Here is a 25,666-nt window from a genome sequence, read left to right on the forward strand (position 1 = left end):
TGTATATCTATTCGATAGCGCGATCAATTGCGATAAGCGTGGCAGGGCAAAAGTTAACTAGGACTATTGGTAAGCGGGTGCTTCATCATCTTGCGAACCTCACCTTTACGTCCTGTTTCGCCAGTCGATTCCAGCTTGACATTTGCCCATTTGACAGCGGACAGGACAGACGGGGTTTTCCCGCCTTCGATATCTTGTTATTATGTAGCGGCATGTTCATAGCTGTTGCCAAGCACCAGCAGCGCGTCTCATATACGGGGTGACGTCGCCGCCGATCTGCTTCAACGTGTCACCAGCGCGCTTGGTGCCATCTCCCGCCAAATAATGCGCGGCATGAAGCGTCTATGAACCGGAATAACGCTTGCAGGTGAAATTCGGTAAACTCGAAGAACGCCAAGTGCAGGGCCTCGCAATCACTCGCAAGGCCCTTATACTTCTGAAACTGGATGGTGGGCGTAACAGGGATTGAACCTGTGACCCCTACGATGTCAACGTAGTGCTCTCCCGCTGAGCTATACGCCCATCCGTTGCGGCGCATAAATCACGAAACCGGATGAAGCGTCAACTGCTTTTTTTCAGTTTTGTGAAAGCTTTATGCGAGGCCTTACGCCACAAGGAGTTTGTTCACTTCATCGACGAGATCGCGCAGGTGAAAAGGCTTGGAAAGCACCTTCGCATCCTTCGGCGCTTTCGAATCAGCGTTCAGTGCGACCGCCGCAAAGCCTGTGATGAACATGACCTTCAGGTCAGGGTCCAGTTCGGTGGCGCGGCGGGCGAGCTCGATACCGTCCATTTCCGGCATGACGATATCGGTCAGGAGAAGCGAGAAGGGCTCTTCACGAAGCCGGTCATAGGCGCTTGCGCCGTTATCGAACGAGGAAACCTTGTATCCGGCTTTCTCCAACGCCTTCACGAGAAAGCGGCGCATATCATTGTCATCTTCTGCGAGAAGAATTTTCTGTACCATTTAAATGACCGTAGCTTCTGGATTAATTGGAATACCTTATCCCGATCATACCGCATCTTCAGTAAATATCACGTGAACGGTAGAATCATGACTCGGGCGACTGTGACGCAGTATGGACTTGCTCTGCCTTAACTGGCAACATGAAGCTTCTGGCAGAATTATGACATGGTAAACGGGGCGGAATGGACTGGGTCACGGGCGAGTACGAACTCTTCGAGGTGCACGAACCAGCCGTTCACAGCATTCCGTTCGTTTTCAACTCGCCCCACAGTGGGCGCTGCTACCCTGTTTCCTTCCTCGAATCATCAAGGCTGAACGCCTACGAGATCCGCCGCTCGGAAGATCACTACGTCGATGAGCTGTTTTCCGGTGCCGTCGATATGGGCGCACCTCTGCTCAAGGCCAATTTTCCGCGCGCCTATCTGGATGTGAACCGGGAGCCCTACGAGCTTGACCCACGCATGTTCGAGGGCGCCCTGCCCTCCTATGCCAATATCGGGTCCATGCGGGTTGCGGGTGGGCTGGGCACCGTGCCGCGTATCGTCGCCGAGAACATGGACATCTACACCCACCGCCTGCCGGTGGACGAAGGTCTTGCCCGCATCGAGGGAATCTACAAGCCCTACCACGCCTGTCTTCGCAAGCTGGTGTCGCGCACCCACGCCAATTTCGGCATGGCCGTGCTGGTCGATTGCCATTCCATGCCGGGCAATATCAGACTTGCGGGTTCCAACATTCGTCCCGATGTCATTATCGGTGACCGCTTCGGCACCAGCGCATCCGGTGAAATTTCCCGCGCGGCCTTGCACTTTCTCGAAGAGCTGGGTTTTACCGCTGTCTGCAACAAACCCTATGCTGGCGGCTTCATCACCGAGCATTACGGTCGCCCCGTCCGTTCACTGCATGCCCTGCAGATCGAGGTCAGCCGTGCGCTTTACGTGGATGAAAAGACGCTGCTGAAAACGCGGGAGTTTGCCGCCCTGCAAGCGGCGCTCGAAGCCTTCATGCGCCAGCTTTCCATGTTCGTTTCCGAATATGCGATCGACATGGCATTCGCCGCCGAGTAGCCGCCCCAATCACGGACGACAATTGATCCTTTGGCTCGCACTGAGAGGCGGACAAAAAAAACCGCGCCTTGGCGCGGTCAAGTCTAGGGAGGAAACACCCAAGGAGGGTATTTACAGTCAAAGACTGTGATTGAAAAATTATGCCCAAAGTGCTCAATTGTCAATCATCTTTATTTTTGCCCATATATTACTCAAATTGATACAGATTGCTCGCAATTCGCACCACCACACAAAAAACGTGCTCGCTTTTTGAACAGTCGCACATCAGTGGACGTGACCGGTAGAAGCACGCTATGACCGGATGATGTTCGCAATAGTGAGGTTCTGATGCTGCCAGATCGCGATTTCTTCTTTCGTCTTGCCGATGCCGCCAAAGCTGAAACGCTGCCCCGCTTTCGCACCGGCATCGCCGTCGCCAACAAGCAGGATGGCGGCTACGATCCGGTAACAGAGGGCGATCAGGCCGCTGAAACCGCCATTCGCGCGTTGATAACCCAACACTTTCCAAAACACGGCATCCTGGGCGAAGAGCACGGCAATGTCGGAACGGACCGCGAGCATGTCTGGGTCATCGACCCGATCGACGGCACCCGCGCCTTCATTTCTGGCCTACCCGTCTGGGGAACGCTGATCGGCTTTCAATCCTCCGGTCGCGCCGTCATGGGCATCATGGATCAACCCTTTACCGGCGAGCGTTATTTTGCCGACGGGCAGAAGGCGTGGTATTTCGGCCCCGGTGGTGACAGGCAGATCAAGACCCGCGCGTGCGAAACGCTTTCGGATGCGATCCTTTTCACCACGTCCCCGCATATTTTCACGCCTGAAGAAGCCGCACGCTACGGCGCCGTCGAGGAAAAGGTTCGCCTCTTCCGGTATGGTGTCGATTGCTACGCCTATACCCTGGTGGCGAGCGGTCATGCCGATCTCGTCATCGAATCCGGTTTGAAACCTTATGATGTCGGCGCGCTCATTCCCATCATCGAGCAGGCGGGTGGCGTCATCACAAACTGGGATGGCGGCAGACCGGAAGCCGCGGGCCGCATCATCGCGGCCAGTAGTAAAGCCCTTCACGAACAGGCGCTGGCGCTACTCTCAGGCATGTAGGCGCACGACGCCTGCTGAGCCTCCAGCCTCCACCGGAGCACAGACTTACACGCGCTAATTGTCATCCGTAGTGCGACGTCTGTCGCTCGGCATTCTCCTAAGGCCCTGTCAGCATGGAATTAAACCGACCAGTAACAGTCTATTAACTATAATGCGGCACTCTTGCGTTGAATTCTTTCATACTAATATACGCGAGGACCGCTATGGCATATGATTGGAGTGGCAATACCGTCAAGCAAAAGCGCGACGACCGGGTCGTCGTTCTGGCTGTCGTCGCGCTGGTTTTATTGATGACGCTCGCGCCGATGCGGCTCATGCGTGTCGCGGCACCGACGGTACACATCATCGACACGACATCACTGACTATCAGCCCGCCGCTTGCGAAGCTGTAAGCATCAGACCTTCACCAGATCGAGGTGGACCACACGCGGGGACAGCACCTGCAATATGGTCTCCGAACGGCCGATGTAGACGATGGCCGTATCCGTCATCCCCGCCAGCACCGATGCCAGCCGTTCGACCGTTTCTGTTTCAAGCCCTTCGAGGAGATCGTCAATAAACAGCCAGCGTGGCTTCAGTACCAACGCATTGGCCACGCGAACGCAGGCCTGCTCATCGGAATCGAACTTCTTGTCCCAGCGGATGTTTTCATCCATGCGCGGAATGATGTGGCCAAGGCCGCATTTTTCCATGGCATTCAGAAAATCCTGCTCCTGGAATTTCTGCGGGCTGCGAGGATAGCACAGGATTTCGCGCAACGGCGCTGCCGGTAGATAGCCATGCTGGGCGATGAACAGCATTTCCTCGCGCGGTGGCATCGTAATCTTGCCCTGGCCCCAGGGCCATAGCCCCGCAACGGCTGCAAAGAACAGACGCCGGTTGACGCCCTGATCGCCGTTGACCATCAGCCGGTCACCAATATTGATTTCCACGGGCGCTTCCCGCAGCCGGAAAACACGGGACAGGTCCTGCCCGCCCGCCTCCGGGCAGATTTCGACGGACGTCCAGCGGATCGGCCCTGCAGTATCGGGTTCGATCTCGATGGTATTGCCGTGCCGCTCGATACTGTCCATCTGGATCAGCGCATTGCGGAACACAGAGACGCGCTGCAAGTTCGCCTTCCAGGCGGCGATGGGACCGAAATTATCGATGTACCAGCGTAAAGCCACATTGACCTGGTTGAAGGCACCCACTGCCATCATCAATCCGCCGAAGCTGAGATTTCCCGCAAAATACACGGGCGCGGCGATAAGAATAGGGGCAACAATGGCAAGCCATCCGTAACCGGACGAGACCCATGTCAGATGGGTCAGCGCCATGGCCAGCCCCCTGATGACAAACAGCACGGCGTTGATGTCTTCACCGATGCGGTGACGCTCGTTCTTCTCTCCGCGCGCCAGCGTGATCGCGGTGACGTTTTCGCTGGCCCGCATCAGCGAGAAGCGCAGCTCCGCCTCTTTCGAATAGCGCTCCGAATTCAACGGCACCAGACGGTGGCCGACGATGTTGCTCAGCAGCGAGGCCGAGCCTGCATAAATGAGCGCCGCCCAGACCATGTAACCTGGTATTTCGACCATCTTGCCACTGATCTCGATGGCAAAACCCGCCGACAAGCCCCAGAGAACGCCGATGAAGCTGACCAGCAGGATCGTCGCATTGACGAGCCCGATGGCAAGCGCCGTGCTGCTTTCGGCCAGGTTGCGCACATCGTCGTGCAGTCGCTGGTCGGGGTTGACGGCGATGGCACCGAAGCCGGCAAGGCGTGCGGCACGGCCGGGCCTGAACCATTGGTCGACCATGTCCTTTGCCAGACCTTCGCGCATGTTGAGCGCCGTCATCTGGTTCAGCCATGTCTGGAAGACGTTGAGCAGCAGCAGCGCTCCTGCAATCATCGCGAACACTTCCAGCTGGTGCAGGAATGCGTTGAGATCGCGCCGTTCGAGTGCGTTGTAGAACGGTGCGTTCCACTCGTTCAGCTTGACCTGCCCGTAAGCCGTGACGAGGATGATGGTCAGCAGCGCGCACATCAGCAGGATGAGCCTGCCGCGCACCTTGGATGTCCAAAACGCGCTGCCCATCATCGCCAGTTGTGCTTTGAATGTCAGATCGAACGTCGGATGGCCGACCGTCTCGGTGGACAGATTACCTTGCGCCATCAGTACCTTGCCGTTTCCATGAAATTTTGAATTCTAAGGCTCCTGCAGGCATCGACCATAAGTGCGTAGCGTGACAGCAATAGCATGGCGTGCATGCTTGTCCATGTGCAACGGGAAACCCGGATGGAGACCGTGGCGCTGCAATGCGCAAAGGGTTGGAAATGTTCCTTGCTTTCTGTGCGTGCATTGCACAAAGTCGCAGCAATCAAAGAGGGGCGGCATGATCCGCGCGCAAACCGGGAAAACCGGGCAAGGGTAAGTATGTCAATCAAAGCAAGCATCTATCATCTGACGCATTACAAATATGACAATCCGATTCGCCTCGGACCTCAGATCATCAGATTGAAGCCTGCGCCGCATTCCCGCACCCATGTCATCAGCCATTCGTTGAAAGTCACGCCTGCCAACCACTTCGTCAATCTTCAACAGGATCCTTACGGCAATTTTCTGGCGCGCTACGTCTTTCCGGACCCGGTGACGGAATTCAGGATCGAGGTCGATCTTGTCGCGGATATGACGGTCTACAATCCCTTCGACTTTTTTGTGGAAGAAAGCGCCACCTACTGGCCTTTCGAATATCCCGAGACACTGCAGGCGGATCTGTCGATCTACCAGACGCCAGAACCTTCAGGTCCTCTTCTGACAGACTACCTGAAATCGCTCGACTGGACGAAAGGACAGCCGACCGTCGATATGGTTGTTGGCATCAACGCCCGCCTGCAAAGCGAAATCGGCTATGTCATCCGCATGGAAACCGGCGTGCAGACGCCTGAGGAAACGCTGGGCAGTGCAAAGGGCTCATGCCGCGACACGAGCTGGCTGCTGGTCCAGATTCTGCGCCATCTCGGCTTTGCCGCCCGCTTCGTCTCCGGTTATCTCATTCAACTGACACCGGATCTGAAGGCACTGGATGGTCCCTCGGGAACGGAGGTCGATTTCACCGATCTTCATGCCTGGGCCGAGGTTTATCTGCCGGGCGCTGGCTGGGTGGGTCTTGATCCGACATCGGGCCTTCTGACCGGCGAAAGCCATGTGCCGCTGGCCGCAACCCCGCACTTCAGCAATGCAGCCCCCATTTCCGGCGGCTATTATGGCGAGGCCAACACCGAGTTTGCCTTCGACATGAAGGTCACGCGCGTGGCCGAGCATCCGCGCATCACCAAGCCGTTTTCGGACGAAAGCTGGGACCGCCTGAATGCGCTGGGCGAACAGGTGGACAAGGTTCTGAACGAACAGGACGTGCGCCTCACCATGGGTGGCGAACCGACCTTCGTCTCCATCGACGATTTCGAATCGGGCGAGTGGAACACCGATGCCGTGGGCCCGACCAAGCGGGAAAAGGCCGATGTGCTGATCCGCAAGCTGCGCGAGCGCTTCGCTCCCAACGGTTTCCTGCATTACGGCCAGGGCAAGTGGTACCCCGGCGAAAGCCTGCCGCGCTGGACGTTTTCGCTCTATTGGCGCAAGGACGGCAAGCCCGTCTGGCACAACCCCGATCTGGTGGCGCGCGAGGGCGCAGAGACCGGCGTGACCTCGGAAGATGCGGAAAAGCTGCTCACCAATATCGCTACAAACATCGGCATCGCACCGGAACTGGTGTTGCCCGCCTACGAAGACCCGGCGGAATGGGTGATCAAGGAAGGCAACCTTCCCGACAATGTCGATCCGTCGAATTCCAAGCTGAAAGATCCGGAAGAGCGCAACCGCATCGCCCGCGTCTTTGAACGCGGACTGACCACGCCAACCGGCTATGTCCTGCCGGTACAGGCATGGAATGCCAAGGCGACATCCGAGAGGCGCTGGATGAGCGAGAAGTGGAAGACCCGGCGCGGCCGCATCTTCCTTGTGCCGGGCGATAGTCCGGTTGGGTATCGCATTCCGCTGGGCACCCTTCCCCACGTTCCGGAATCAAAATACCCCCATATCCACCCGGCAGATCCGTCTGTCCCGCGTGGACCATTGCCAGATACCGTTGCACCCTCCGCCCGCTCTTTGCCAGAAGCATCGTTTCAGGCCTCGGAAGGGGCCACGCAGGAACGCATCGAGCAATCCATCAGCGACATCAACGGCGAGGTCCGCACCGCCATGTCGGTCGAGGCACGGGACGGCAGGCTCTGCGTCTTCATGCCACCGGTGGAGCGGATCGAGGACTATCTCGATCTCGTTGCCGCCGCAGAAGCCGCCGCGACCGATCTTGGCCTGCCGGTCCATATTGAAGGCTACACCCCGCCGCATGACGAGCGCATGAACGTCATCCGCGTCGCGCCGGATCCCGGTGTCATCGAGGTCAACATCCACCCCGCTGCCAGCTGGAAAGATTGCGTCGATATCACCACATCAGTCTATGAGGACGCCCGCCAGACGAGGCTCGGTGCGGATAAATTCATGATCGACGGTCGCCACACCGGCACCGGTGGTGGCAACCACGTGGTGGTGGGCGGTGCCAACCCCAATGACAGCCCGTTCCTGCGCCGTCCCGATCTGTTGAAGAGCCTCGTGCTGCACTGGCAGCGGCACCCGTCGCTGTCCTACCTGTTTTCCGGCCTGTTCATCGGCCCGACAAGCCAGGCACCCCGCATCGATGAAGCCCGTCATGACAGCATGTACGAGCTGGAAATCGCCATGGCGCAGGTGCCGATGCCCGGCAAGGGTGACGCGCCCTTGCCGTGGCTTGTGGACCGACTGTTCCGCAATCTCTTGACCGATGTCACCGGCAACACCCACCGTTCGGAAATCTGCATCGACAAGCTTTTTTCACCGGATGGACCGACCGGTCGCCTCGGCCTCGTCGAATTCCGCGGTTTCGAAATGCCGCCGAATGCGCGCATGTCGCTGGCCCAGCAATTGCTGGTGCGCGCCATCATCGCCCGCTTCTGGAAGAACCCGTCCGGTGGCCGTTTCGTGCGCTGGGGCACGGCGCTCGCCGACCGCTTCATGCTGCCGCATTACATCTGGGCGGATTTCCTGGATGTGCTGGCAGACCTGAAGGACAACGGCTTCGACGTGAAACCGGAATGGTTCGCGGCGCAACTCGAGTTCCGCTTCCCCTTCTTCGGCGAGGTCGAATATGAGGGATCGAAACTGGAACTGCGTCAGGCGCTGGAGCCATGGCATGTGATGGGCGAACAGGGTGCCATCGGCGGCACCGTGCGGTACGTGGATTCCTCGGTCGAGCGCTTGCAGGTCCGGCTGGAAACCTCCAATCCGGCCCGTTACACGGTGGCCTGCAACGGCCGCGCCGTACCGATGAAACAGACGGAAACATCCGGTATTTCGGTAGCAGGTGTGCGCTTCAAGGCATGGCAGCCAGCGCAGGGTCTCCACCCGGCGCTTCCGGTCAACACACCGCTAACCTTCGATATATATGATACATGGTCGAACCGATCGATCGGCGGCTGCATCTATCATGTTGCCCATCCGGGCGGTCGCACCTATGAGACGTTCCCGATCAATGGGAACGAAGCGGAAGCGCGCAGGCTGGCCCGTTTCGAACCTTGGGGACATACGGCGGGAAATTACCCTCTGTTGCCGGAAGCGGCTTCGCCAGAGTTCCCGTTGACGCTTGATTTGAGACGCCCACAGGGAGTGTGACTTGGCAAAGGCACCGGCGATGAAACGGACGAGCGGTAAAAACGACATGGCATCCATGCTGGGATATCGCTCCATGCCCGGAATTGCCGACGAAATGCTGGATATAAATGGCAATATTCGCCCGGTCTGGCGGCACTTCGTCAATGCGCTCGGTCGCATGGAGGAGCGCGAGCTGCATGAGCGCTTCGCCCGCACCGACCGCTACCTGCGAGATGCCGGCGTCTTCTATCGCGATTACAGCGCGCAGGGAAATACAGAGCGCAACTGGCCGATTTCCCACATTCCCGTTCTGATCGATGAGCAGGAGTGGGAGGCGGTCTCCCGAGGGCTCATTCAGCGCGCCAATCTGCTGGAAACGATCGTTGCGGATTTCTACGGCGAAAACCGTCTGGTCCAGCAAGGCTACGTCCCACCGTCCCTGCTCGCCTCCAACCCCGAATATCTGCGCCCGATGGCTGGCGTCAAACCGGCCGATGGCCACTACCTGCATTTCTGTTCGTTCGAAATCGGACGAGGTCCTGACGGCAACTGGTGGGTGCTGGCAGACCGCACGCAGGCGCCATCCGGCGCAGGTTTTGCGCTGGAAAACCGCGTTGCCACCACGCGCGCCTTTTCCGATATCTACGCCGAATCCCACGTTCACCGCCTCGCCTCCTTTTTCGGCGCCTTTCGCGATACGTTGCAATCGCACCGCCAGCATCCAGACGACCGCATCGCGGTTCTGACGCCGGGACCTGCGAGCGAAACCTATTTCGAACACGCCTATATCGCTCGCTATCTTGGCTTCATGCTGCTGGAAGGCGAAGACCTGACCGTGGTCAACAACCGCGTCATGGTCCGCACCGTGGCGGGTCTCAAACCGATCGGCGTTTTGTGGCGGCGGCTGGATGCGTCCTACACCGACCCGCTGGAACTGGACCAGAACTCCCATATCGGCACCCCCGGCATGGTGCAGGCGCTGCGCGCTGGTTCGCTGAGCATGGTCAATGCGCTGGGAACCGGTATCCTGGAAACGCGCGCGCTTCTCGCCTTCCTACCCGCCATCTGCCGCCATCTTCTGGGCGAGGACCTGGCCATGCCGTCCATCGCCACATGGTGGTGCGGCCAGCCGTCGGAACGTGAGCACGTGGCGCGCAATATCGAGCGCATGGTCATCGGCCCGGCCTACTCCCGCCTGCCCTTCTTCGATGATAACGGCCAGTCGGTTCTCGGCTCGTCGCTGCGGGAGACCGCAAAGGATTCCATTGGCGACTGGCTGGAAAGCGATGGCCACAAGCTGGTCGGACAGGAAGTCGTCACACTGTCTACCACACCCGCTTATGTCGACGGCAAGCTAGTCCCGCGCCCCATGAGTTTGCGCGTTTTTGCAGCCCGTACCCAGGATGGCTGGCAGGTCATGCCCGGTGGCTTTGCCCGCATCGGTCGCAGCAATGATACGGCCGCCATCGCCATGCAGGCAGGCGGCAGTGCCGCCGATGTCTGGATCGTCTCCGACAAGCCTGTGGAACGCACGACGCTTTTGCCGGCGGAAGAAAACTTCATCCGCAACATGCCCGGCAGCCTGCCAAGCCGTGCCGCCGACAATCTGTTCTGGCTGGGCCGGTATATCGAGCGCGCCGAAGGAGCGTTGCGGATTTTGCGTGCCTGGCACGCCCGCTTTGCCGAATCCGCCGATCCGAAGCAACCGCTTCTGGCCCACGTCACTGCCTATCTGGAAACCGTCGATATCGACGTCGACGAATCCGTTCCGGCAAGCCTGATCGCCAACCTCAACAGTGCGATCTATTCCGCCAGCAATATTCGCGACCGCTTCTCCCCGGATGGATGGCTGGCGCTGAACGATCTGGCAAAGACCGCCCGCCGCTTCCAGAGCAAGGTCGCAGCCGGCGACGACGCCACCCACGCCATGACGGTCCTGTTGCGCAAACTGGCAGGCTTTGCCGGTCTGGTGCACGAAAACATGTACCGTTTCACCGGATGGCGCTTCCTCTCCATCGGTCGATATCTGGAACGCGGACTGCATCTGACACGTCTGCTCGGCCACATGAGCGGCCCAGATGCACCGGATGGGTCCTACGACATGCTGCTCGAAATCGGCGATAGCGTCATGACCCATCGCCGCCGTTACAACGTGAATACAGCCGCGCTGACGGTAATGGACCTGCTCGGTCTCGACCCGCTGAACCCGCGCTCCATTCTCTTCCAGCTCAACGAAATCCGCACCGAGGTGGAGCAGCTGCCAAACGCCTTCGTCAATGGTCAGATGTCGCCTTTTTACCGCGAGGTCATGCGGGTTCATTCCGGCCTTGCCGTCATGACCCCGGAAAACCTGTCACCCGCCATCTTCGTCCAGCTGGAGCAGGATCTCGAACACCTCTCAGACCTTCTTGCCCAGACATATCTTGGATAACCCATGCTCTACGACCTGACGCTGCACATGGGCTATATTTACGATACGCTGGCGTCAGGGGCCCGCCACATCATCCGCGTGATGCCGCTGTCCATTCCCGGCAGGCAAAGGCTGATCGCGGGTTCGCTCAGCGTCTCCCCCGCACCCGAAGAGCGCACGGTTTTCAACGATTTCTTCCAGCAAACCGCGACCTCGGTCTTTCTGCGGGCGTCGCATGACAAGCTGGACATCCGTATGCAAGCCCGCGTTTCGGTGGAAAGCACCTCACTGACGGCAGATTTTTCGCCCGAGCTTTCAAAGCTCCCGCGCGATCTCGCCACCGTCTGGTCGCTCGATGCGCAATCGCCTCACCATCTGGCAGGCATCAGCCCCCGTATCGGTGAAAACGCCGCCATTGCGGCTTACGCCCGCGAGACGATAAAGCCGGGCATGACGATCCGCGAAATTGCGCTGGCGCTGTGCAAACGCATCTACAAGGACTTCAAATATGATGGCGAGGCGACCACGGTGGATACGACACCAGCCGAAGCCTTCAAGCTGAAACGTGGCGTCTGCCAGGACTTCTCGCATATCATGATCTCGGCCCTGCGCAGCCTCGGCATTCCCGCGGGCTATGTCTCTGGCTTCCTGCGAACCATTCCGCCTGCGGGCAAGGAACGGCTGGAGGGTGCCGACGCCATGCATGCCTGGGTGCGTGTCTGGTGCGGTGAGGCAACGGGCTATATCGAACTGGACCCCACCAACGACATCGTTGCGGGCAACGACCACATCGTCGTGGGTTACGGACGCGACTATGCCGATATCGCTCCTGTCATCGGCGTCTTGAAAAGCTACGGCAACCAGCAGACCACACAGGCCGTGGACGTCATCCCCGTCAAGGCCTGACCGTCCCACAACGGTGCCAGCATCGTATCGGGATGGCGCACAGCCTCGTTTCACCACAGAAATCCGTCCCGTTTTGAACACTCGTTCAATTTGTCGATATTGCGTTAGGAAAATCTCCATCGCCTCGCAGTAGATGTGATGTCATCTCACGATCGAACAGGCGGACATGATGTTCAACGGTGCCGGAATGAAGACACGGATGCGGGCGCTGCTGGGCGACAGGCAGGGCAATTTCGCCATGATGACGGCCATAACACTGCCGCTCCTGATGGGCGTTGCAGGCGCAGGCCTCGAGCTCACCAAGGCCATGCAGGTCAAATCCGATCTTCAGAACGCAGCCGATGGCGCAACACTGTCCGCCGCCACCATGTTTCGCGAATCCGAGGGCGACAAAAGCGATGATGAGTTGAAGGCGCAGGGCAACAAGTTCATTGCAGGACAAAGCTTTGCGCAGGACCTGTCCGAGGTGGAGAAAAAAGCCTTGGACGCCAATATCAGCAGCGTCACCAAACGCACCGATACCGCCAAGGGCACCAATTTCCAGATTTCCACGACAATCAGCTACCAGATGCCGCTTAACCCTCTTCTCGGTCTCATCTGGGCAAAGTCGATGACCCTGAGCGCCACCAGCACATCGGAAAGCAGCGTCAACAACGGCGCGCCGCTGTCCATGTATCTGGTGCTGGACCGCTCGGGATCGATGTCGTTCAAGACCAACACGGTCGATAGAAGCAAGTATTCCTGTGCGAACTATGATGAGCTCAACTGGCCCAGTCCGATGAGCAGTAGCAGACCCTGTTACGTCAATAAAATGACGTCTTTGAAAACCGCCGTCAGCTATCTGGTGGACACGCTCAACAAATCAGATCCAACGCATCGGACAAATGGCTCGCCCGAATCCACCCTCGTGCGAACCGGCGCGATTGCCTACAACGACAAAAGTTCAATGCCACAAGCCCTGAACTGGGGCACGAGAAGGTCGAACACCTATATTCAGGCCCTGTCGGCCACAGGCGGAACGGATGCGAATGCCGCACTGACGGCAGCCTACGATGCTCTGAAATCCTCAAATCCGGCTGAGGCAAAGGCGCAAAAAGACAGCGGAAACAAATCCTTCCAGAGATTCATCGTCTTGATGACCGATGGTGAAATGACGGGGGACAGCGCAAGCTGGAACCCATCCGTCGATGCGGCGGTCCGCGCCACCTGCGTCAAAGCGAAAGCCGACGACATCAAGATCTTCACCGTTGCCTTCATGGCGCCCGTCAGAGGCAAATCGCTTCTCCAGTCCTGCGCCACCAGCGCCGACAACTATTACGCGCCGGAGAATATGGAAGAAATCGTCGCGGCCTTTGGCGATATCGCCAGAAAAGCCTCTGGAAACATCAGTCGTCTGACAAACTGAAATCCTCAACCGCCGTTTTACAGACCACGCAGACCACACCGGTTTGCGTGGTTTTTTCGTTATTTTCATACAACAAGCACATGCTTGTCGTAACACTCTAAAGTCATTCATACTTTCGACAAAACGGCTGTTGCCACAGACTGCTATCGATGCATAAATTGCCGGGATGACAGCCATGCCGATCGACAGAATCAGACACTATCCTCCCACCAAGGTGCTGACCGACCAATGATCAATAAACTCGAAACAAACGATCTTCCTCGCCCCGCGCCGCGCAGCTCGGAACCGGACGTTCTCGCCTCTGAAATCATCGAACGACTGACCTACCGCATCGGCAAGGACGTCAAGGTTGCAAAACCGCATGACTGGCTGACGGCCACCATTCTGGTCATTCGGGACCGCGTCATCGACAAATGGATGGAATCCACTCGTAAGGCCTATGCCACCGATTCCAAACGCGTTTATTATCTGTCGCTAGAATTCCTCATCGGCCGTCTGATGCGCGATGCCATCTCCAATCTCGGCCTGATGGGCGAAATCAAGGAGGCGCTGACGTCGCTCGGCGTCGATTACGATGTCATCGCCGGTCTGGAGCCGGATGCAGCGCTGGGCAATGGCGGTCTTGGCCGGCTTGCCGCCTGCTTCATGGAATCCATGGCAACCGTCGATATTCCCGCTTACGGCTATGGCATTCGTTACGTCCACGGCCTTTTCCGCCAGCAGATGGCCGATGGCTGGCAGGTGGAACTGCCCGAGACGTGGCTTGCCCACGGCAACCCTTGGGAATTCGAGCGTCGCGAAAGCTCCTATGAAATCGGTTTTGGTGGCTCGGTCGAAACCGTCGGCGGCTACGAAGACCCGGAGCGTTTCGTCTGGAAACCATCCGAGCGCATGATCGCCACCGCCTTCGACACGCCCGTGGTCGGCTGGCGCGGAACCCGCGTCAACACGCTGCGTCTGTGGTCGGCCCAGCCCATCGACCCGATTCTCCTCGACGCCTTCAACGCGGGCGACCACATCGGTGCGCTCCGGGAAAGCAACAAGGCGGAAGCCCTGACCCGCGTGCTTTATCCTGCCGACGCCAATCCGGCGGGCCAGGAACTGCGCCTGCGACAGGAATACTTCTTCTCGTCCGCTTCGCTGCAGGACGTCCTGCGCCGCCATTTGCAGCAGTACCCTGATTTCACCAACCTGCCGGACAAGGTGTCCATCCAGCTCAACGATACGCATCCAGCGATTTCCATTGCCGAAATGATGCGCCTTCTGTGCGATGTCCACGGACTGACATTCGATGAAGCCTGGACCCTGACGCGCGGCACGTTCTCCTATACCAACCACACGCTTCTGCCCGAAGCGCTGGAAAGCTGGCCGGTGCCGTTGCTGGAGCGCCTGTTGCCGCGCCATATGCAGATCATTTACGCGATCAACGCGCAGACGCTGGTCTTTGCCCGCAAGGAAAAGAAACTGGTCGACCAGCAGATCCGCTCCATCTCGCTCATTGAAGAAGGTGGCGAACGTCGCGTGCGCATGGGCAACCTCGCCTTCATCGGCTCCCATTCCATCAACGGCGTGTCGGCGTTGCACACGGAACTGATGAAGGAAACGGTGTTTTCCGACCTTCACATGCTCTACCCCGACCGCATCAACAACAAGACCAACGGCATCACCCCGCGCCGCTGGCTGATGCAGTGCAACCCCGGCCTCACAGGCCTCATTCGCCAGTCCATCGGTGACGAATTTCTGGATGACGCGGAAAAGCTGGTGGCGCTCGATCGCTTTGCAGAGGATGCAGGCTTCCGTGAAAAGTTTGCCGAAATCAAACGTCAGAACAAGGTCCGCCTTGCCAATCTGGTGGCGCAACGCATGGGCATCCGTGTCGATCCCTCGGCCATGTTCGACATCCAGATCAAGCGCATCCACGAATACAAGCGTCAGCTTTTGAACCTGATCGAGGCCGTGGCCCTTTACGATCAAATTCGCTCTCGCCCGGAACTGGACTGGGTGCCGCGCGTTAAGTTCTTCGCGGGCAAGGCGGCACCGAGTTATCACAATGCCAAGCTCATCATCAAACTGGCAAACGATATAGCGCGTGTCATCAACAACGACCCGGCGGTTCGCGGGCTTCTGAAAGTCGTTTTCATTCCGAATTACAATGTGTCCCTCGCAGAAATCATGGTTCCAGCAGCAGATCTTTCAGAACAGATTTCGACCTCTGGCATGGAGGCGTCAGGCACCGGCAATATGAAATTCGGTCTGAATGGCGCACTCACTATCGGCACGCTGGACGGTGCCAATGTCGAAATGCTGGAGCATGTCGGCGCGGAAAACATCATGATTTTCGGCAAGACAGCACAGGAAGTGTCCGAGGCGCGCTCCGAGGGCCACAATCCGCGCGCTATCATCGAAAATTCCGCCGAACTGTCGCAAGCCCTGTCATCCATCGCATCCGGCGTGTTTTCGCCAGATGACCCATCGCGCTTTGCCGGACTGATGGACGGCATCTACAACAATGACTGGTTTATGGTCGCTGCAGACTTCGACGCTTACGCACAGGCACAGCGTGACGTCGATGCCATCTGGAGCGAACCGGCAAGCTGGTACGAAAAAACCGTACGCAATACGGCACGCATGGGCTGGTTCTCGTCCGACAGGACGATCCGGCAATATGCGTCCGAAATCTGGAGAGCCTGATGAAAAAACCGCTCAATTCTGCCGAAGAGAAAAAGACTGGCACCATCGCTAAGGCTGAGATCGAGGCAATCAAGAGCGGTTTGCATTCCAACCCCTTTGCCGTCTTGGGCGTCCACCAGACGCCGGACGGCTTTGTGGCCCGCTGCTTCATTCCCGGTGCGGAAGAAGTCACCGTCATGGCGCTCGATGGCTCGGTCGCGGGGGAATTGACCCGCACCGACGCCGACGGTTTCTTCGAAGGTGCCATTACCCTGTCCAAACGTCAGCCCATTCGTTATCGCGCGCTGCGCGACGACGCGGAATGGGCGGTGACGGATCCCTACAGTTTCGGTCCGGTTCTTGGGCCTATGGACGATTACCTCGTTCGAGAAGGCTCACACCTTCGACTGTTCGACAAGATGGGTGCACATCCGCTCAAGCTCGAAGGTGTTGAAGGCTTCCATTTCGCCGTCTGGGCACCCAATGCCCGGCGCGTGTCGGTGGTGGGTGATTTCAACAATTGGGATGGCCGCCGCCACGTCATGCGCTTCCGCAAGGACACCGGCATTTGGGAAATCTTCGCGCCGGATGTTTATGCTGGCTGTAGCTACAAGTTTGAAATCATCGGCCCACACGGCGAATTGCTGCCGCTGAAAGCAGACCCCTATGCCCGCCGCGCCGAATTGCGTCCAAAGAACGCCTCCATCACCACGCCTGAACTCGTGCAGGAATGGGATGACGATGCGCATCGCAAGCATTGGGCCAGCATCGACCAGCGCCGCCAGCCCATCACCATCTACGAGGTTCACGCCTCATCGTGGCAATATGGCGAAAATGGCGCGTTTCTGACATGGGATGAACTGGCCGCACGCCTCATTCCCTACTGCGCCGACATGGGCTTCACCCACATCGAATTCATGCCGATTTCCGAGCATCCCTACGATCCGTCCTGGGGATACCAGACAACCGGCCTATATGCGCCCACCGCGCGCTTCGGCGAGCCGGAAGGCTTTGCCCGCTTCGTCAACGGCGCGCATAAGGTCGGCATCGGCATTCTCCTGGATTGGGTTCCCGCCCACTTCCCGGTTGATGAGCACGGCCTGAAATGGTTCGATGGGTCGGCCCTGTATGAACATGCCGATCCTCGTCAGGGCTTCCACCCCGACTGGAACACCGCGATCTACAATTTCGGGCGTGTCGAGGTCATGTCCTACCTCATCAACAACGCGCTCTATTGGGCCGAAAAATTCCATCTCGATGGTCTGCGCGTGGATGCGGTCGCCTCGATGCTCTACCTCGATTATTCCCGCAAGGAAGGCGAGTGGGTACCCAACGAATATGGTGGGCGCGAGAACCTTGAATCCGTGCGTTTTCTCCAGCAGATGAACACGCTTATCTATGGCAACCACCCAGGTGTCATGACCATTGCCGAGGAATCCACCTCGTGGCCGAAGGTGTCGCAGCCGGTGCATGAGGGCGGGCTGGGCTTCGGTTTCAAGTGGAACATGGGTTTCATGCACGACACGCTGAGCTACTTCCAGCGCGAGCCCGTGCACCGCAAGTTCCACCATCAGGAGCTCAGCTTCGGCCTGCTCTACGCCTTCAGCGAAAACTTCGTGCTGCCGATTTCACACGACGAAGTGGTGCACGGCAAGGGCTCGATGATTGCCAAGATGCCAGGCGACGACTGGCAGAAATTCGCCAATCTGCGCGCCTACTACGCTTTCATGTGGGGTTACCCCGGCAAGAAGCTCCTGTTCATGGGACAGGAATTTGCGCAATGGAGCGAGTGGAACGAAAAGACCTCTCTCGACTGGAACCTGCTGCAATATCATATGCATGAGGGCATGCGCCGCCTCGTTCGCGACCTGAACTTCATGTACCGCTCCAAGGGTGCGCTGCATGCGCGCGATTGCGAGCCGGAAGGCTTCCAGTGGCTGATTGCCGATGACCACGAGAATTCGGTTCTGGCCTGGCTGCGCCTCGCACCGGGTGAAAAGCCGGTCGCGGTTATCTCCAATCTGACGCCTGTCTACCGGGAGAATTTTTACGTGCCTCTGCCGACAGCCGGTCGCTGGCGCGAAGTGCTGAACACCGATGCCGAGATCTATGGCGGCACCGGCAAGGGCAATGGCGGACGCGTGCAGGCGGTCGATGCAGGCGGCCAGGTCGGCGCGACACTGACACTGCCGCCGCTCGCCGTGATCATGCTCGAGCTTGAATAAAACAGGCGCCGAACACACAATCGGCGCTTTGCTATTATGGGAACAGACGACATTTTTTCGGGAGGATTGCTATGAGTGAGAAAAGAGTTCAACCGCTGGCACGTGATGCGATGGCCTATGTGCTTGCTGGCGGCCGCGGCAGCCGCCTGAAGGAGTTGACGGACCGGCGCGCCAAGCCGGCCGTCTATTTCGGCGGCAAGGCCCGCATCATCGATTTCGCGCTGTCGAATGCGCTCAATTCCGGCATTCGCCGCATCGGCGTCGCCACACAGTACAAGGCTCACTCGCTCATCCGCCACCTTCAGCGCGGCTGGGACTTCTTCCGCCCGGAGCGTAACGAGAGCTTCGATATTCTGCCCGCCTCCCAGCGCGTATCCGAAACGCAATGGTATGAAGGCACCGCCGACGCGGTCTATCAGAACATCGATATCATCGAGCCCTATGGCCCCGAATACATGGTCATTCTGGCCGGCGACCACATCTACAAGATGGACTATGAATACATGCTGCAACAGCATGTGGATTCCGGTGCAGACGTCACCATCGGTTGCTTGGAAGTGCCTCGCATGGAAGCCGTCGGTTTCGGCGTCATGCACGTCAACGAGAAGGATGAAATCATCGATTTCATCGAAAAGCCCGCCGACCCTCCGGGCATTCCCGGCAATGAGGATATGGCGCTTGCCTCCATGGGCATCTACGTCTTCCACACCAAGTTCCTGATGGAGTGCCTGCGCCGCGACGCCGCCGACCCCAACTCCAGTCGCGATTTCGGCAAGGACATCATTCCCCATATCGTGCGTCACGGCAAAGCGGTTGCGCATCGTTTTGCGGCTTCCTGTGTGCGCTCCGATTTCGAAAACGGCCCCTACTGGCGCGACGTCGGCACGATCGACGCCTACTGGCAGGCCAACATCGACCTGACAGACATCGTGCCCGACCTCGACATCTACGACAAGTCATGGCCGATCTGGACCTATGCGGAAATTCTGCCGCCCGCCAAATTCGTACATGATGATGATAAGCGCCGTGGTTCGGCTACTTCGTCTGTTGTTGCGGGCGACTGCATCATCTCAGGCTCGTCCCTTAACCGCAGCCTGTTGTTCACAGGCGTCAGGGCCAATTCCTATTCGCGTCTGGAAGATGCCGTCGTGTTGCCGAGTGTGAAGATCGGTCGCCACGCGCAACTCAGCAAAGTGGTGATTGACCATGGCGTGGTCATTCCCGAAGGGCTGATCGTGGGCGAGGACCCGGAACTGGATGGCAAGCGTTTCCGCCGCACGGAAAGCGGCATCTGCCTGATAACCCAATCGATGATCGACAAGCTGGATTTGTAGACCTCATGAATGTTCTTTCGGTTGCGTCCGAAGTCTATCCACTCATCAAGACAGGGGGGCTCGCCGATGTTGCTGGCGCGCTTCCCATCACGCTCAAGAAATTCGGCGTTACCACCCGCACGCTCATTCCGGGTTACCCGGCGGTCAAGTCTGCATGTCCGGATGCCGTGAAGATCGCCGAGATTGACCTGCTTGGCGAACATGCCGATATTCTGGAGGCACATCACGAAGGTCTGGACCTTCTGATTGTCGATGCCCCCGCCTATTACGATCGCCCCGCCGGCCCCTATCTGGACTCGACAGGCAAGGATTTCGCCGACAACTGGAAGCGATTCGCCGCCCTGTCCTATGCGGCGGCGGAGATTGCCATCGGCAAGCTGCCCGGCTGGAAACCGGACCTGATGCACGCCCATGACTGGCAGGCCGCCATGGCCCCGGTCTATATGCGCTACGCCGAAACGCCTGAAATTCCGAGCATTCTCACCATCCACAACATTGCCTTCCAGGGCCAGTTCGGCGCCAATATCTTCAGCCAGCTGGGCTTGCCCGCGCATGCCTTCAACACCGAAAGCATCGAATATTACAACGACATCAGCTTCCTGAAGGGTGGCGTCCAAACCGCAACGGCCATTACCACCGTCAGCCCGTCCTACGCCGAAGAAATTCTCACGCCAGAATTCGGCATGGGGCTGGAAGGTGTTATCAGAAGCCGCGCTCATGTCATGCACGGCATCGTCAACGGCATCGATGCCGAGGTCTGGGACCCGGCAAGCGACCACCTGATCAACCACAATTATTCCTCCGCCAATCTCAAGCTGCGAGCGCTGAATAAACTTGCCGTTGCCAGCCATTTCCGCATCGATCAGGACAGCGGGCCACTGTTTTGCGTCATCTCGCGGCTGACCTGGCAAAAGGGCGTCGATCTCGTCAGCGAAGTCGTTGATGACATCGTCGCCATGGGCGGTCGTCTGGTCGTTCTGGGTGCTGGCGAAATCTCGCTGGAAGGTGCGCTTCTGGCAGCGGCCTCGCGTCATCCGGGCCGCGTCGGCGTCGCCATCGGTTATAACGAACCGCTGTCTCACCTCATGCAGGCGGGCTGCGATGCCATCATCATCCCCTCGCGTTTCGAGCCCTGCGGCCTGACCCAGCTTTACGCCCTGCGCTATGGCTGCATTCCGGTCGTGGCACGCAATGGCGGGCTGAACGATACGGTCATCGATGCCAACCATGCCGCCATCGCTGCCAAGGTCGCGACCGGCGTGCAGTTTTCCTCCATCACCGCCGACGGGCTGCGGCATGCCATTCGCCGCACCGTGCGCTTCTACCGCGAACCAAAATTATGGACGCAAATGCAGAAGCAGGGCATGAAATCGGACGTTTCCTGGGAAAAAAGTGCAGGGCTTTATGCCCAGCTTTATGCCCAGCTCATTTCGAAAGGCCAATAAATGACGATCACCACTGTTCAGACAAAACCATTTCAGGATCAGAAACCTGGCACGTCGGGCCTTCGCAAGAAAGTGCCTGTGTTTGCGCAGGAAAACTATGCGGAAAACTTCATCCAGTCGATCTTCGACAGCCTGGAAGGCTTTGCGGGGCAGACGCTGGTGATCGGCGGCGATGGCCGCTATTACAATCGCGACGTCATCCAGAAGACGGTCAAGATGGCAGCCGCAGCCGGTTTCGGCAAGGTTCTGGTCGGTCAGGGCGGCATTCTCTCGACGCCTGCAGCATCCAACATCATCCGCAAATACAAGGCGTTCGGCGGCATCGTTTTGTCGGCCAGCCACAATCCCGGCGGCCCCAACGAAGACTTCGGCATCAAGTATAATATCGGCAATGGTGGCCCGGCTCCCGAAAAGATCACCGATGCCATTTTCGCCCGCACCAAGGCCATCGAGACCTATTGCATCTCCGACGCAGCCGATATCGACCTCGACACGATCGGCACCTGCGACGTTGACGGCATGACCGTTGAGGTCATCGATCCCGTTGCCGATTACGCGACCCTCATGGAAGAGCTGTTCGATTTTTCCGCCATCCGTAACCTCATCGCCGGTGGCTTCAAAGTCGTGGTCGACAGCATGAGCGCCGTCACCGGCCCCTACGCTGTCGAGATCATCGAAAAGCGCCTGGGTGCGCCCGCGGGATCGGTGCGCAATTCCGTACCGCTTCCCGATTTCGGCGGCCACCATCCCGACCCCAACCTCGTCCACGCCAAGGACATGTATGACGATGTGATGAGCGCCGATGGCCCGGATTTCGGCGCGGCCTCGGATGGCGATGGCGACCGCAACATGGTGGTCGGCAAGGGCATGTTCGTGACGCCGTCCGATAGCCTTGCCATCATCGCTGCCAACGCCACGCTGGCGCCCGGCTATGCCGCTGGTATTTCCGGCATTGCCCGTTCCATGCCGACAAGTGCCGCCGCTGACCGCGTGGCCGAAAAGCTCGGTATCGGCATGTACGAGACGCCGACGGGCTGGAAGTTCTTCGGAAATCTGCTGGACGCCGGCAAGGTCACCGTTTGCGGTGAAGAAAGCTTCGGCACCGGCTCCAACCATGTGCGCGAAAAGGACGGTCTCTGGGCCGTGCTGTTCTGGCTGAATATCGTCGCTGCTCGCAAGGAGAGCGTCAAGGACATCGTGACGAAGCATTGGGCCGAATATGGCCGCAACTACTATTCGCGCCACGACTATGAAGAGGTCGATAGCGATGCCGCCAACACGCTGGTCTCGATCCTGCGCGAAAAACTCGCAACCCTTCCCGGCACCACCTACGGCGCGTTGAAGGTCAAAGCTGCCGATGATTTCGCTTATAATGATCCGGTCGATCAGTCGGTCAGCAAAAATCAGGGCATTCGCATCCTCTTCGAGGGCGGCTCCCGCATCGTCATCCGTCTGTCGGGCACCGGCACGGCGGGCGCAACGCTCCGCCTCTACGTCGAGCGCTACGAAGGAGACGCATCGCGCCACAATATCGAGACGCAGGAGGCTCTGGCCGACCTGATTTCGGCAGCCGATGCGATTGCGGGCATCAAGAAGCACACCGGGCGCGATGCTCCGACGGTGATTACCTGACAGTTTGCCAGGGCACTGGGTGGGCTTACCCCCTCTGCCCTGCCGGGCATCTCCCCCTCAGGTGGGGAGATCGGCTGGGCGCGACGACAGCACTTAAATCTCGACAGTCAATATGGCCGAAAGGGTGCGGCGATTCGATCTCCCCACCTGTGGGGGAGATGTCCGGCAGGACAGAGGGGGGTAGGCCCACCCACAAACCTTAAACGCGGACCCAACCCTAACGAACGGACCCCTGAATGCCAAACCCTACCGTCCCTCCCCTCGGCGCCAACCCCACGGAAAACGGAACGGCATTCTGCGTCTACTCCCGCCACGCCTCACACATAGACCTTTGCCTCTTCGACCCCACCGGCAACATCCAGACCACCCGCATTCCCATGCAGCGTGGGGAAAACGACATTCACCACATCACCACGGACGCACCCCCCGGCACCCGGTATGGCTTTCGCGCCGATGGCATCTACGCGCCCGACCACGGCCTGTGGTTCGACCCCTCGAAACTCCTGCTCGATCCCTATGCCACGCAGATCGACCGACCGTTCACCCATGATCCAGCCCTGTTGACATTTGGCACAGACACCGCATCGATCATGCCGAAGGCCATCGTTTCGCAGTACCAGCCGGTCAAGCGCCAGCCACCCTTGTTTTCGCCGGGCGGCCTCATCTACGAAATCGCCGTCAAGCCCTTCACCATGCTGCACCCGGATGTGCCAGAAGCCACCAAGGGAACGGTGGCCGCTCTCGCCCACCCGGCTATCATCGCTCATCTCAAAAACATCGGCGTCGATGCCATCGAACTCATGCCGATCACCGCCTGGATCGATGAGCGTCACTTGCCGCCGCTTGGCCTGACCAACGGCTGGGGCTACAACCCGGTCGGCTTCATGGCTCTCGATCCGCGCCTGTGCCCCGGCGGCATCAAGGAACTGCGCGAGACGGTGGCGACCCTCCACGACAATGGCATCGGCGTTATCCTCGATCTCGTCTTCAACCACACCGGCGAAAGCGACCACTTCGGCTCGACGCTTTCCCTGCGCGGGTTGGATAACCTCACCTATTACCGCCATTTACCCGATGATCCCGGCACACTGGTCAATGATACCGGCACAGGCAACACGGTCGCCTGCGACCACAGCCAGGTCCGCCAACTGATCGTTGATACGCTCAGGCACTTCGTGGCGCATGCCGGTATCGATGGCTTCCGGTTCGATCTTGCGCCCATTCTTGGCCGGACGTCAACCGGCTTCGACGCTACCAGCGAAACACTTGCCGCCCTCCATACCGATCCCTTGCTGCACGACCGCGTGATGATTGCAGAACCCTGGGACATCGGTCCCGGCGGTTACCAGCTCGGCAATTTCCCGGAAAACTTTCTTGAATGGAACGATCGCGCCCGCGACGACCTGCGCCGGTACTGGCGTGGAGACGCCTCGACGACTGGCGCGCTCGCCGATGCGCTGGCTGGCTCCTCGCCCGTCTTTTCCCGCCACGACAGAACCGAAACCCGCAGCGTCAACTTCCTTGCCGCCCACGATGGTTTCACCCTGTTCGATCTCGTGTCCCATGCCCACAAACACAACGAGGCCAACGGCGAAGACAACCGCGATGGCCACAACGAAAATTACTCCTGGAACAATGGCGTCGAAGGCGCGACGGATGACAAGGCCATCCTTACGGCCCGTATCAACGACGTCAAATCCATGCTTTCAACGCTTTTTGCCACGCGCGGCACGATCATGCTGACGGCCGGTGACGAAGGTGGACGCAGCCAGCAGGGCAACAACAATGCCTATTGTCAGGACAACGCGGTCACCTGGGTCGATTGGTCAGCACTTTCGCCAGAACTGATCGAGCACACGGCGTTCCTGTCCAGTCTGCGAAAGCGCTTCGGTGCTTTCAGCGAGATGCATTTCTTCTCGCCCCACACCGACGACATCTGCTGGCTGTCGCCGTCCGGAGAACCGATGACCGCAACGAACTGGGAAAACCCGCAAGGCACCCCGCTCGCCGTTATCGTCAAAACCCATGATACCACGACCGATGAACCGGCCCGGCTGGCCATCCTGTTTAACCGAACTGGCGCCGTCGTGCCGTTTTCGCTTCCCGGCGAGGGCTGGCAAGCCATCGGCACGGATTTCGGCAATCCCGCCCACCTGCCAGCCCGTTCGGTGGTGTTCTATCTGAAGCCTTGAATGCTGCATTGCAAAAAGGCCATTGTTCTTTAGGCCCGCCGCTGTAGAGTTCGGCACGTCACCGTGCTCAAACGTCCTGTCTTCGCGAGGAAACATGCCCAAGGAAATTTCTCTGGCTGACGTTAAGGATCTCGTCGGCTCCGAGGTTGGCGTATCGGACTGGATCACCGTTGATCAGCCGATGATCGACGCCTTCGCCAAGGCGACGCTCGACGACCAGTTCATCCACACGGACCCGGAACGCGCCGCCGCCGAAAGCCCCTTCGGCGGCACCATCGCACACGGTTTCCTGACGCTCTCGCTGCTTTCGGCCATGAATTACAGCGCCCTGCCCAAAATCCGCGAACAGACCATGGGCATCAATTACGGCTTCGAAAAACTCCACTTCGTCGCCCCCGTCAAAAGCGGCGCCCGCATCCGCGGCCACTTCACGCTCGCAGAAGCCCGCTTCCGCGGCGGCGCAATGCTGATGAACACCTATGACGTGACGGTGGAAATCGAAGACGAAAAGAAACCGGCACTGACGGCGCGGTGGACAACGATCAGCCAGTTCAACCCGGAAGACAGGCCGGAAGACTGAGCG

General features: G+C 58.8%; 16 protein-coding genes and 1 tRNA gene. 14 read left to right on the plus strand and 3 right to left on the minus strand.

From position 1 onward, the window contains the following. Window positions 1-447: 447 nt before the first annotated feature. A tRNA-Val gene (locus GGQ73_RS10095) sits at window positions 448-522 on the minus strand. Window positions 523-604: 82 nt separating this feature from the next. Next, window positions 605-967 carry a cell cycle two-component system response regulator CpdR gene (gene cpdR, locus GGQ73_RS10100; protein ID WP_027675545.1) on the minus strand — a complete coding sequence of 121 codons (363 nt, stop codon included), beginning with the start codon at window positions 965-967 and terminating at the stop codon, window positions 605-607. 182 nt (window positions 968-1,149) lie between these two features. Here cpdR and GGQ73_RS10105 point away from each other — a divergent pair, with 182 nt between their 5' ends. From GGQ73_RS10105 to GGQ73_RS10115, 3 genes are all read left to right on the plus strand, one after another. Continuing rightward, a complete protein-coding gene (locus GGQ73_RS10105) occupies window positions 1,150-2,034 on the plus strand; it encodes an N-formylglutamate amidohydrolase (protein ID WP_174153930.1) in 885 nt (294 codons plus the stop codon). A gap of 327 nt (window positions 2,035-2,361) precedes the next feature. Then, window positions 2,362-3,138 (plus strand): histidinol-phosphatase, encoded by a 777-nt coding sequence (gene hisN / locus GGQ73_RS10110; protein WP_183895973.1) that lies wholly within the window; start codon window positions 2,362-2,364, stop codon window positions 3,136-3,138. A 203-nt stretch (window positions 3,139-3,341) separates the two neighbouring features. Beyond that, window positions 3,342-3,530 (plus strand): hypothetical protein, encoded by a 189-nt coding sequence (locus GGQ73_RS10115; protein ID WP_183895975.1) that lies wholly within the window; start codon window positions 3,342-3,344, stop codon window positions 3,528-3,530. 3 nt (window positions 3,531-3,533) lie between these two features. Here the strand turns inward: GGQ73_RS10115 and GGQ73_RS10120 are convergent, their stop codons facing one another. Further along, entirely contained in the window at window positions 3,534-5,294 is a 1,761-nt protein-coding gene (locus GGQ73_RS10120) for an ABC transporter ATP-binding protein/permease (RefSeq protein ID WP_183895977.1), read from the minus strand. Window positions 5,295-5,555: 261 nt separating this feature from the next. Here GGQ73_RS10120 and GGQ73_RS10125 point away from each other — a divergent pair, with 261 nt between their 5' ends. The 11 genes from GGQ73_RS10125 to GGQ73_RS10175 all read left to right on the plus strand — a co-directional run bounded on the left by GGQ73_RS10125 (window position 5,556) and on the right by GGQ73_RS10175 (window position 25,663). After that, window positions 5,556-8,885 (plus strand): transglutaminase family protein, encoded by a 3,330-nt coding sequence (locus GGQ73_RS10125; RefSeq protein ID WP_183895979.1) that lies wholly within the window; start codon window positions 5,556-5,558, stop codon window positions 8,883-8,885. Window position 8,886: 1 nt separating this feature from the next. Further along, the gene (locus tag GGQ73_RS10130) at window positions 8,887-11,295 is read left to right on the plus strand and encodes a circularly permuted type 2 ATP-grasp protein (protein WP_183895981.1); all 2,409 of its coding nucleotides are present in this window, start codon (window positions 8,887-8,889) and stop codon (window positions 11,293-11,295) included. Between the two features lie 3 nt (window positions 11,296-11,298). After that, a complete protein-coding gene (locus GGQ73_RS10135; protein WP_183895982.1) occupies window positions 11,299-12,180 on the plus strand; it encodes a transglutaminase family protein in 882 nt (293 codons plus the stop codon). 169 nt (window positions 12,181-12,349) lie between these two features. Then, window positions 12,350-13,585 carry a TadE/TadG family type IV pilus assembly protein gene (locus GGQ73_RS10140; RefSeq protein ID WP_234910932.1) on the plus strand — a complete coding sequence of 412 codons (1,236 nt, stop codon included), beginning with the start codon at window positions 12,350-12,352 and terminating at the stop codon, window positions 13,583-13,585. Window positions 13,586-13,813: 228 nt separating this feature from the next. Continuing rightward, window positions 13,814-16,276, plus strand: coding sequence for a glycogen/starch/alpha-glucan phosphorylase (locus GGQ73_RS10145; protein WP_183895983.1), 2,463 nt, complete (start codon window positions 13,814-13,816; stop codon window positions 16,274-16,276). Next, window positions 16,276-18,480 (plus strand): 1,4-alpha-glucan branching protein GlgB, encoded by a 2,205-nt coding sequence (gene glgB, locus GGQ73_RS10150; RefSeq protein ID WP_174153938.1) that lies wholly within the window; start codon window positions 16,276-16,278, stop codon window positions 18,478-18,480. Before GGQ73_RS10145 ends, glgB begins: the two co-directional genes overlap by 1 nt. A 71-nt stretch (window positions 18,481-18,551) precedes the next feature. Beyond that, entirely contained in the window at window positions 18,552-19,814 is a 1,263-nt protein-coding gene (gene glgC, locus GGQ73_RS10155) for a glucose-1-phosphate adenylyltransferase (RefSeq protein ID WP_174153939.1), read from the plus strand. A gap of 5 nt (window positions 19,815-19,819) precedes the next feature. Then, window positions 19,820-21,259 (plus strand): glycogen synthase GlgA, encoded by a 1,440-nt coding sequence (glgA, locus tag GGQ73_RS10160; RefSeq protein WP_183895984.1) that lies wholly within the window; start codon window positions 19,820-19,822, stop codon window positions 21,257-21,259. Next, complete coding sequence (locus GGQ73_RS10165) at window positions 21,260-22,891, plus strand: alpha-D-glucose phosphate-specific phosphoglucomutase (protein ID WP_183895985.1); 1,632 nt, start codon at window positions 21,260-21,262, stop codon at window positions 22,889-22,891. A gap of 236 nt (window positions 22,892-23,127) precedes the next feature. Beyond that, window positions 23,128-25,083, plus strand: coding sequence for a glycogen debranching protein GlgX (glgX, locus tag GGQ73_RS10170; RefSeq protein ID WP_183895986.1), 1,956 nt, complete (start codon window positions 23,128-23,130; stop codon window positions 25,081-25,083). Between the two features lie 94 nt (window positions 25,084-25,177). Next, window positions 25,178-25,663, plus strand: coding sequence for a MaoC family dehydratase (locus GGQ73_RS10175; RefSeq protein ID WP_183895987.1), 486 nt, complete (start codon window positions 25,178-25,180; stop codon window positions 25,661-25,663). Window positions 25,664-25,666: the final 3 nt, after the last annotated feature.

Source organism: Rhizobium skierniewicense, from assembly GCF_014196515.1.
Classification (GTDB): Bacteria; Pseudomonadota; Alphaproteobacteria; order Rhizobiales; family Rhizobiaceae; genus Agrobacterium; species Agrobacterium skierniewicense.

What these genes read in the sequence shown, in the direction of transcription:
- GGQ73_RS10115 (WP_183895975.1), top strand. Translation starts at nt 3,342, where the DNA reads ATGGCATATGATTGGAGTGGCAATACCGTCAAGCAAAAGCGCGACGAC.
- GGQ73_RS10125 (WP_183895979.1), top strand. Translation starts at nt 5,556, where the DNA reads ATGTCAATCAAAGCAAGCATCTATCATCTGACGCATTACAAATATGAC.
- glgC (WP_174153939.1), top strand. Translation starts at nt 18,552, where the DNA reads ATGAGTGAGAAAAGAGTTCAACCGCTGGCACGTGATGCGATGGCCTAT.
- glgB (WP_174153938.1), top strand. Translation starts at nt 16,276, where the DNA reads ATGAAAAAACCGCTCAATTCTGCCGAAGAGAAAAAGACTGGCACCATC.
- GGQ73_RS10135 (WP_183895982.1), top strand. Translation starts at nt 11,299, where the DNA reads ATGCTCTACGACCTGACGCTGCACATGGGCTATATTTACGATACGCTG.
- GGQ73_RS10175 (WP_183895987.1), top strand. Translation starts at nt 25,178, where the DNA reads ATGCCCAAGGAAATTTCTCTGGCTGACGTTAAGGATCTCGTCGGCTCC.
- GGQ73_RS10105 (WP_174153930.1), top strand. Translation starts at nt 1,150, where the DNA reads ATGGACTGGGTCACGGGCGAGTACGAACTCTTCGAGGTGCACGAACCA.
- GGQ73_RS10145 (WP_183895983.1), top strand. Translation starts at nt 13,814, where the DNA reads ATGATCAATAAACTCGAAACAAACGATCTTCCTCGCCCCGCGCCGCGC.
- GGQ73_RS10120 (WP_183895977.1), bottom strand. Translation starts at nt 5,294, where the DNA reads ATGGCGCAAGGTAATCTGTCCACCGAGACGGTCGGCCATCCGACGTTC.
- GGQ73_RS10140 (WP_234910932.1), top strand. Translation starts at nt 12,350, where the DNA reads ATGTTCAACGGTGCCGGAATGAAGACACGGATGCGGGCGCTGCTGGGC.
- cpdR (WP_027675545.1), bottom strand. Translation starts at nt 967, where the DNA reads ATGGTACAGAAAATTCTTCTCGCAGAAGATGACAATGATATGCGCCGC.
- hisN (WP_183895973.1), top strand. Translation starts at nt 2,362, where the DNA reads ATGCTGCCAGATCGCGATTTCTTCTTTCGTCTTGCCGATGCCGCCAAA.
- GGQ73_RS10165 (WP_183895985.1), top strand. Translation starts at nt 21,260, where the DNA reads ATGACGATCACCACTGTTCAGACAAAACCATTTCAGGATCAGAAACCT.
- glgA (WP_183895984.1), top strand. Translation starts at nt 19,820, where the DNA reads ATGAATGTTCTTTCGGTTGCGTCCGAAGTCTATCCACTCATCAAGACA.
- glgX (WP_183895986.1), top strand. Translation starts at nt 23,128, where the DNA reads ATGCCAAACCCTACCGTCCCTCCCCTCGGCGCCAACCCCACGGAAAAC.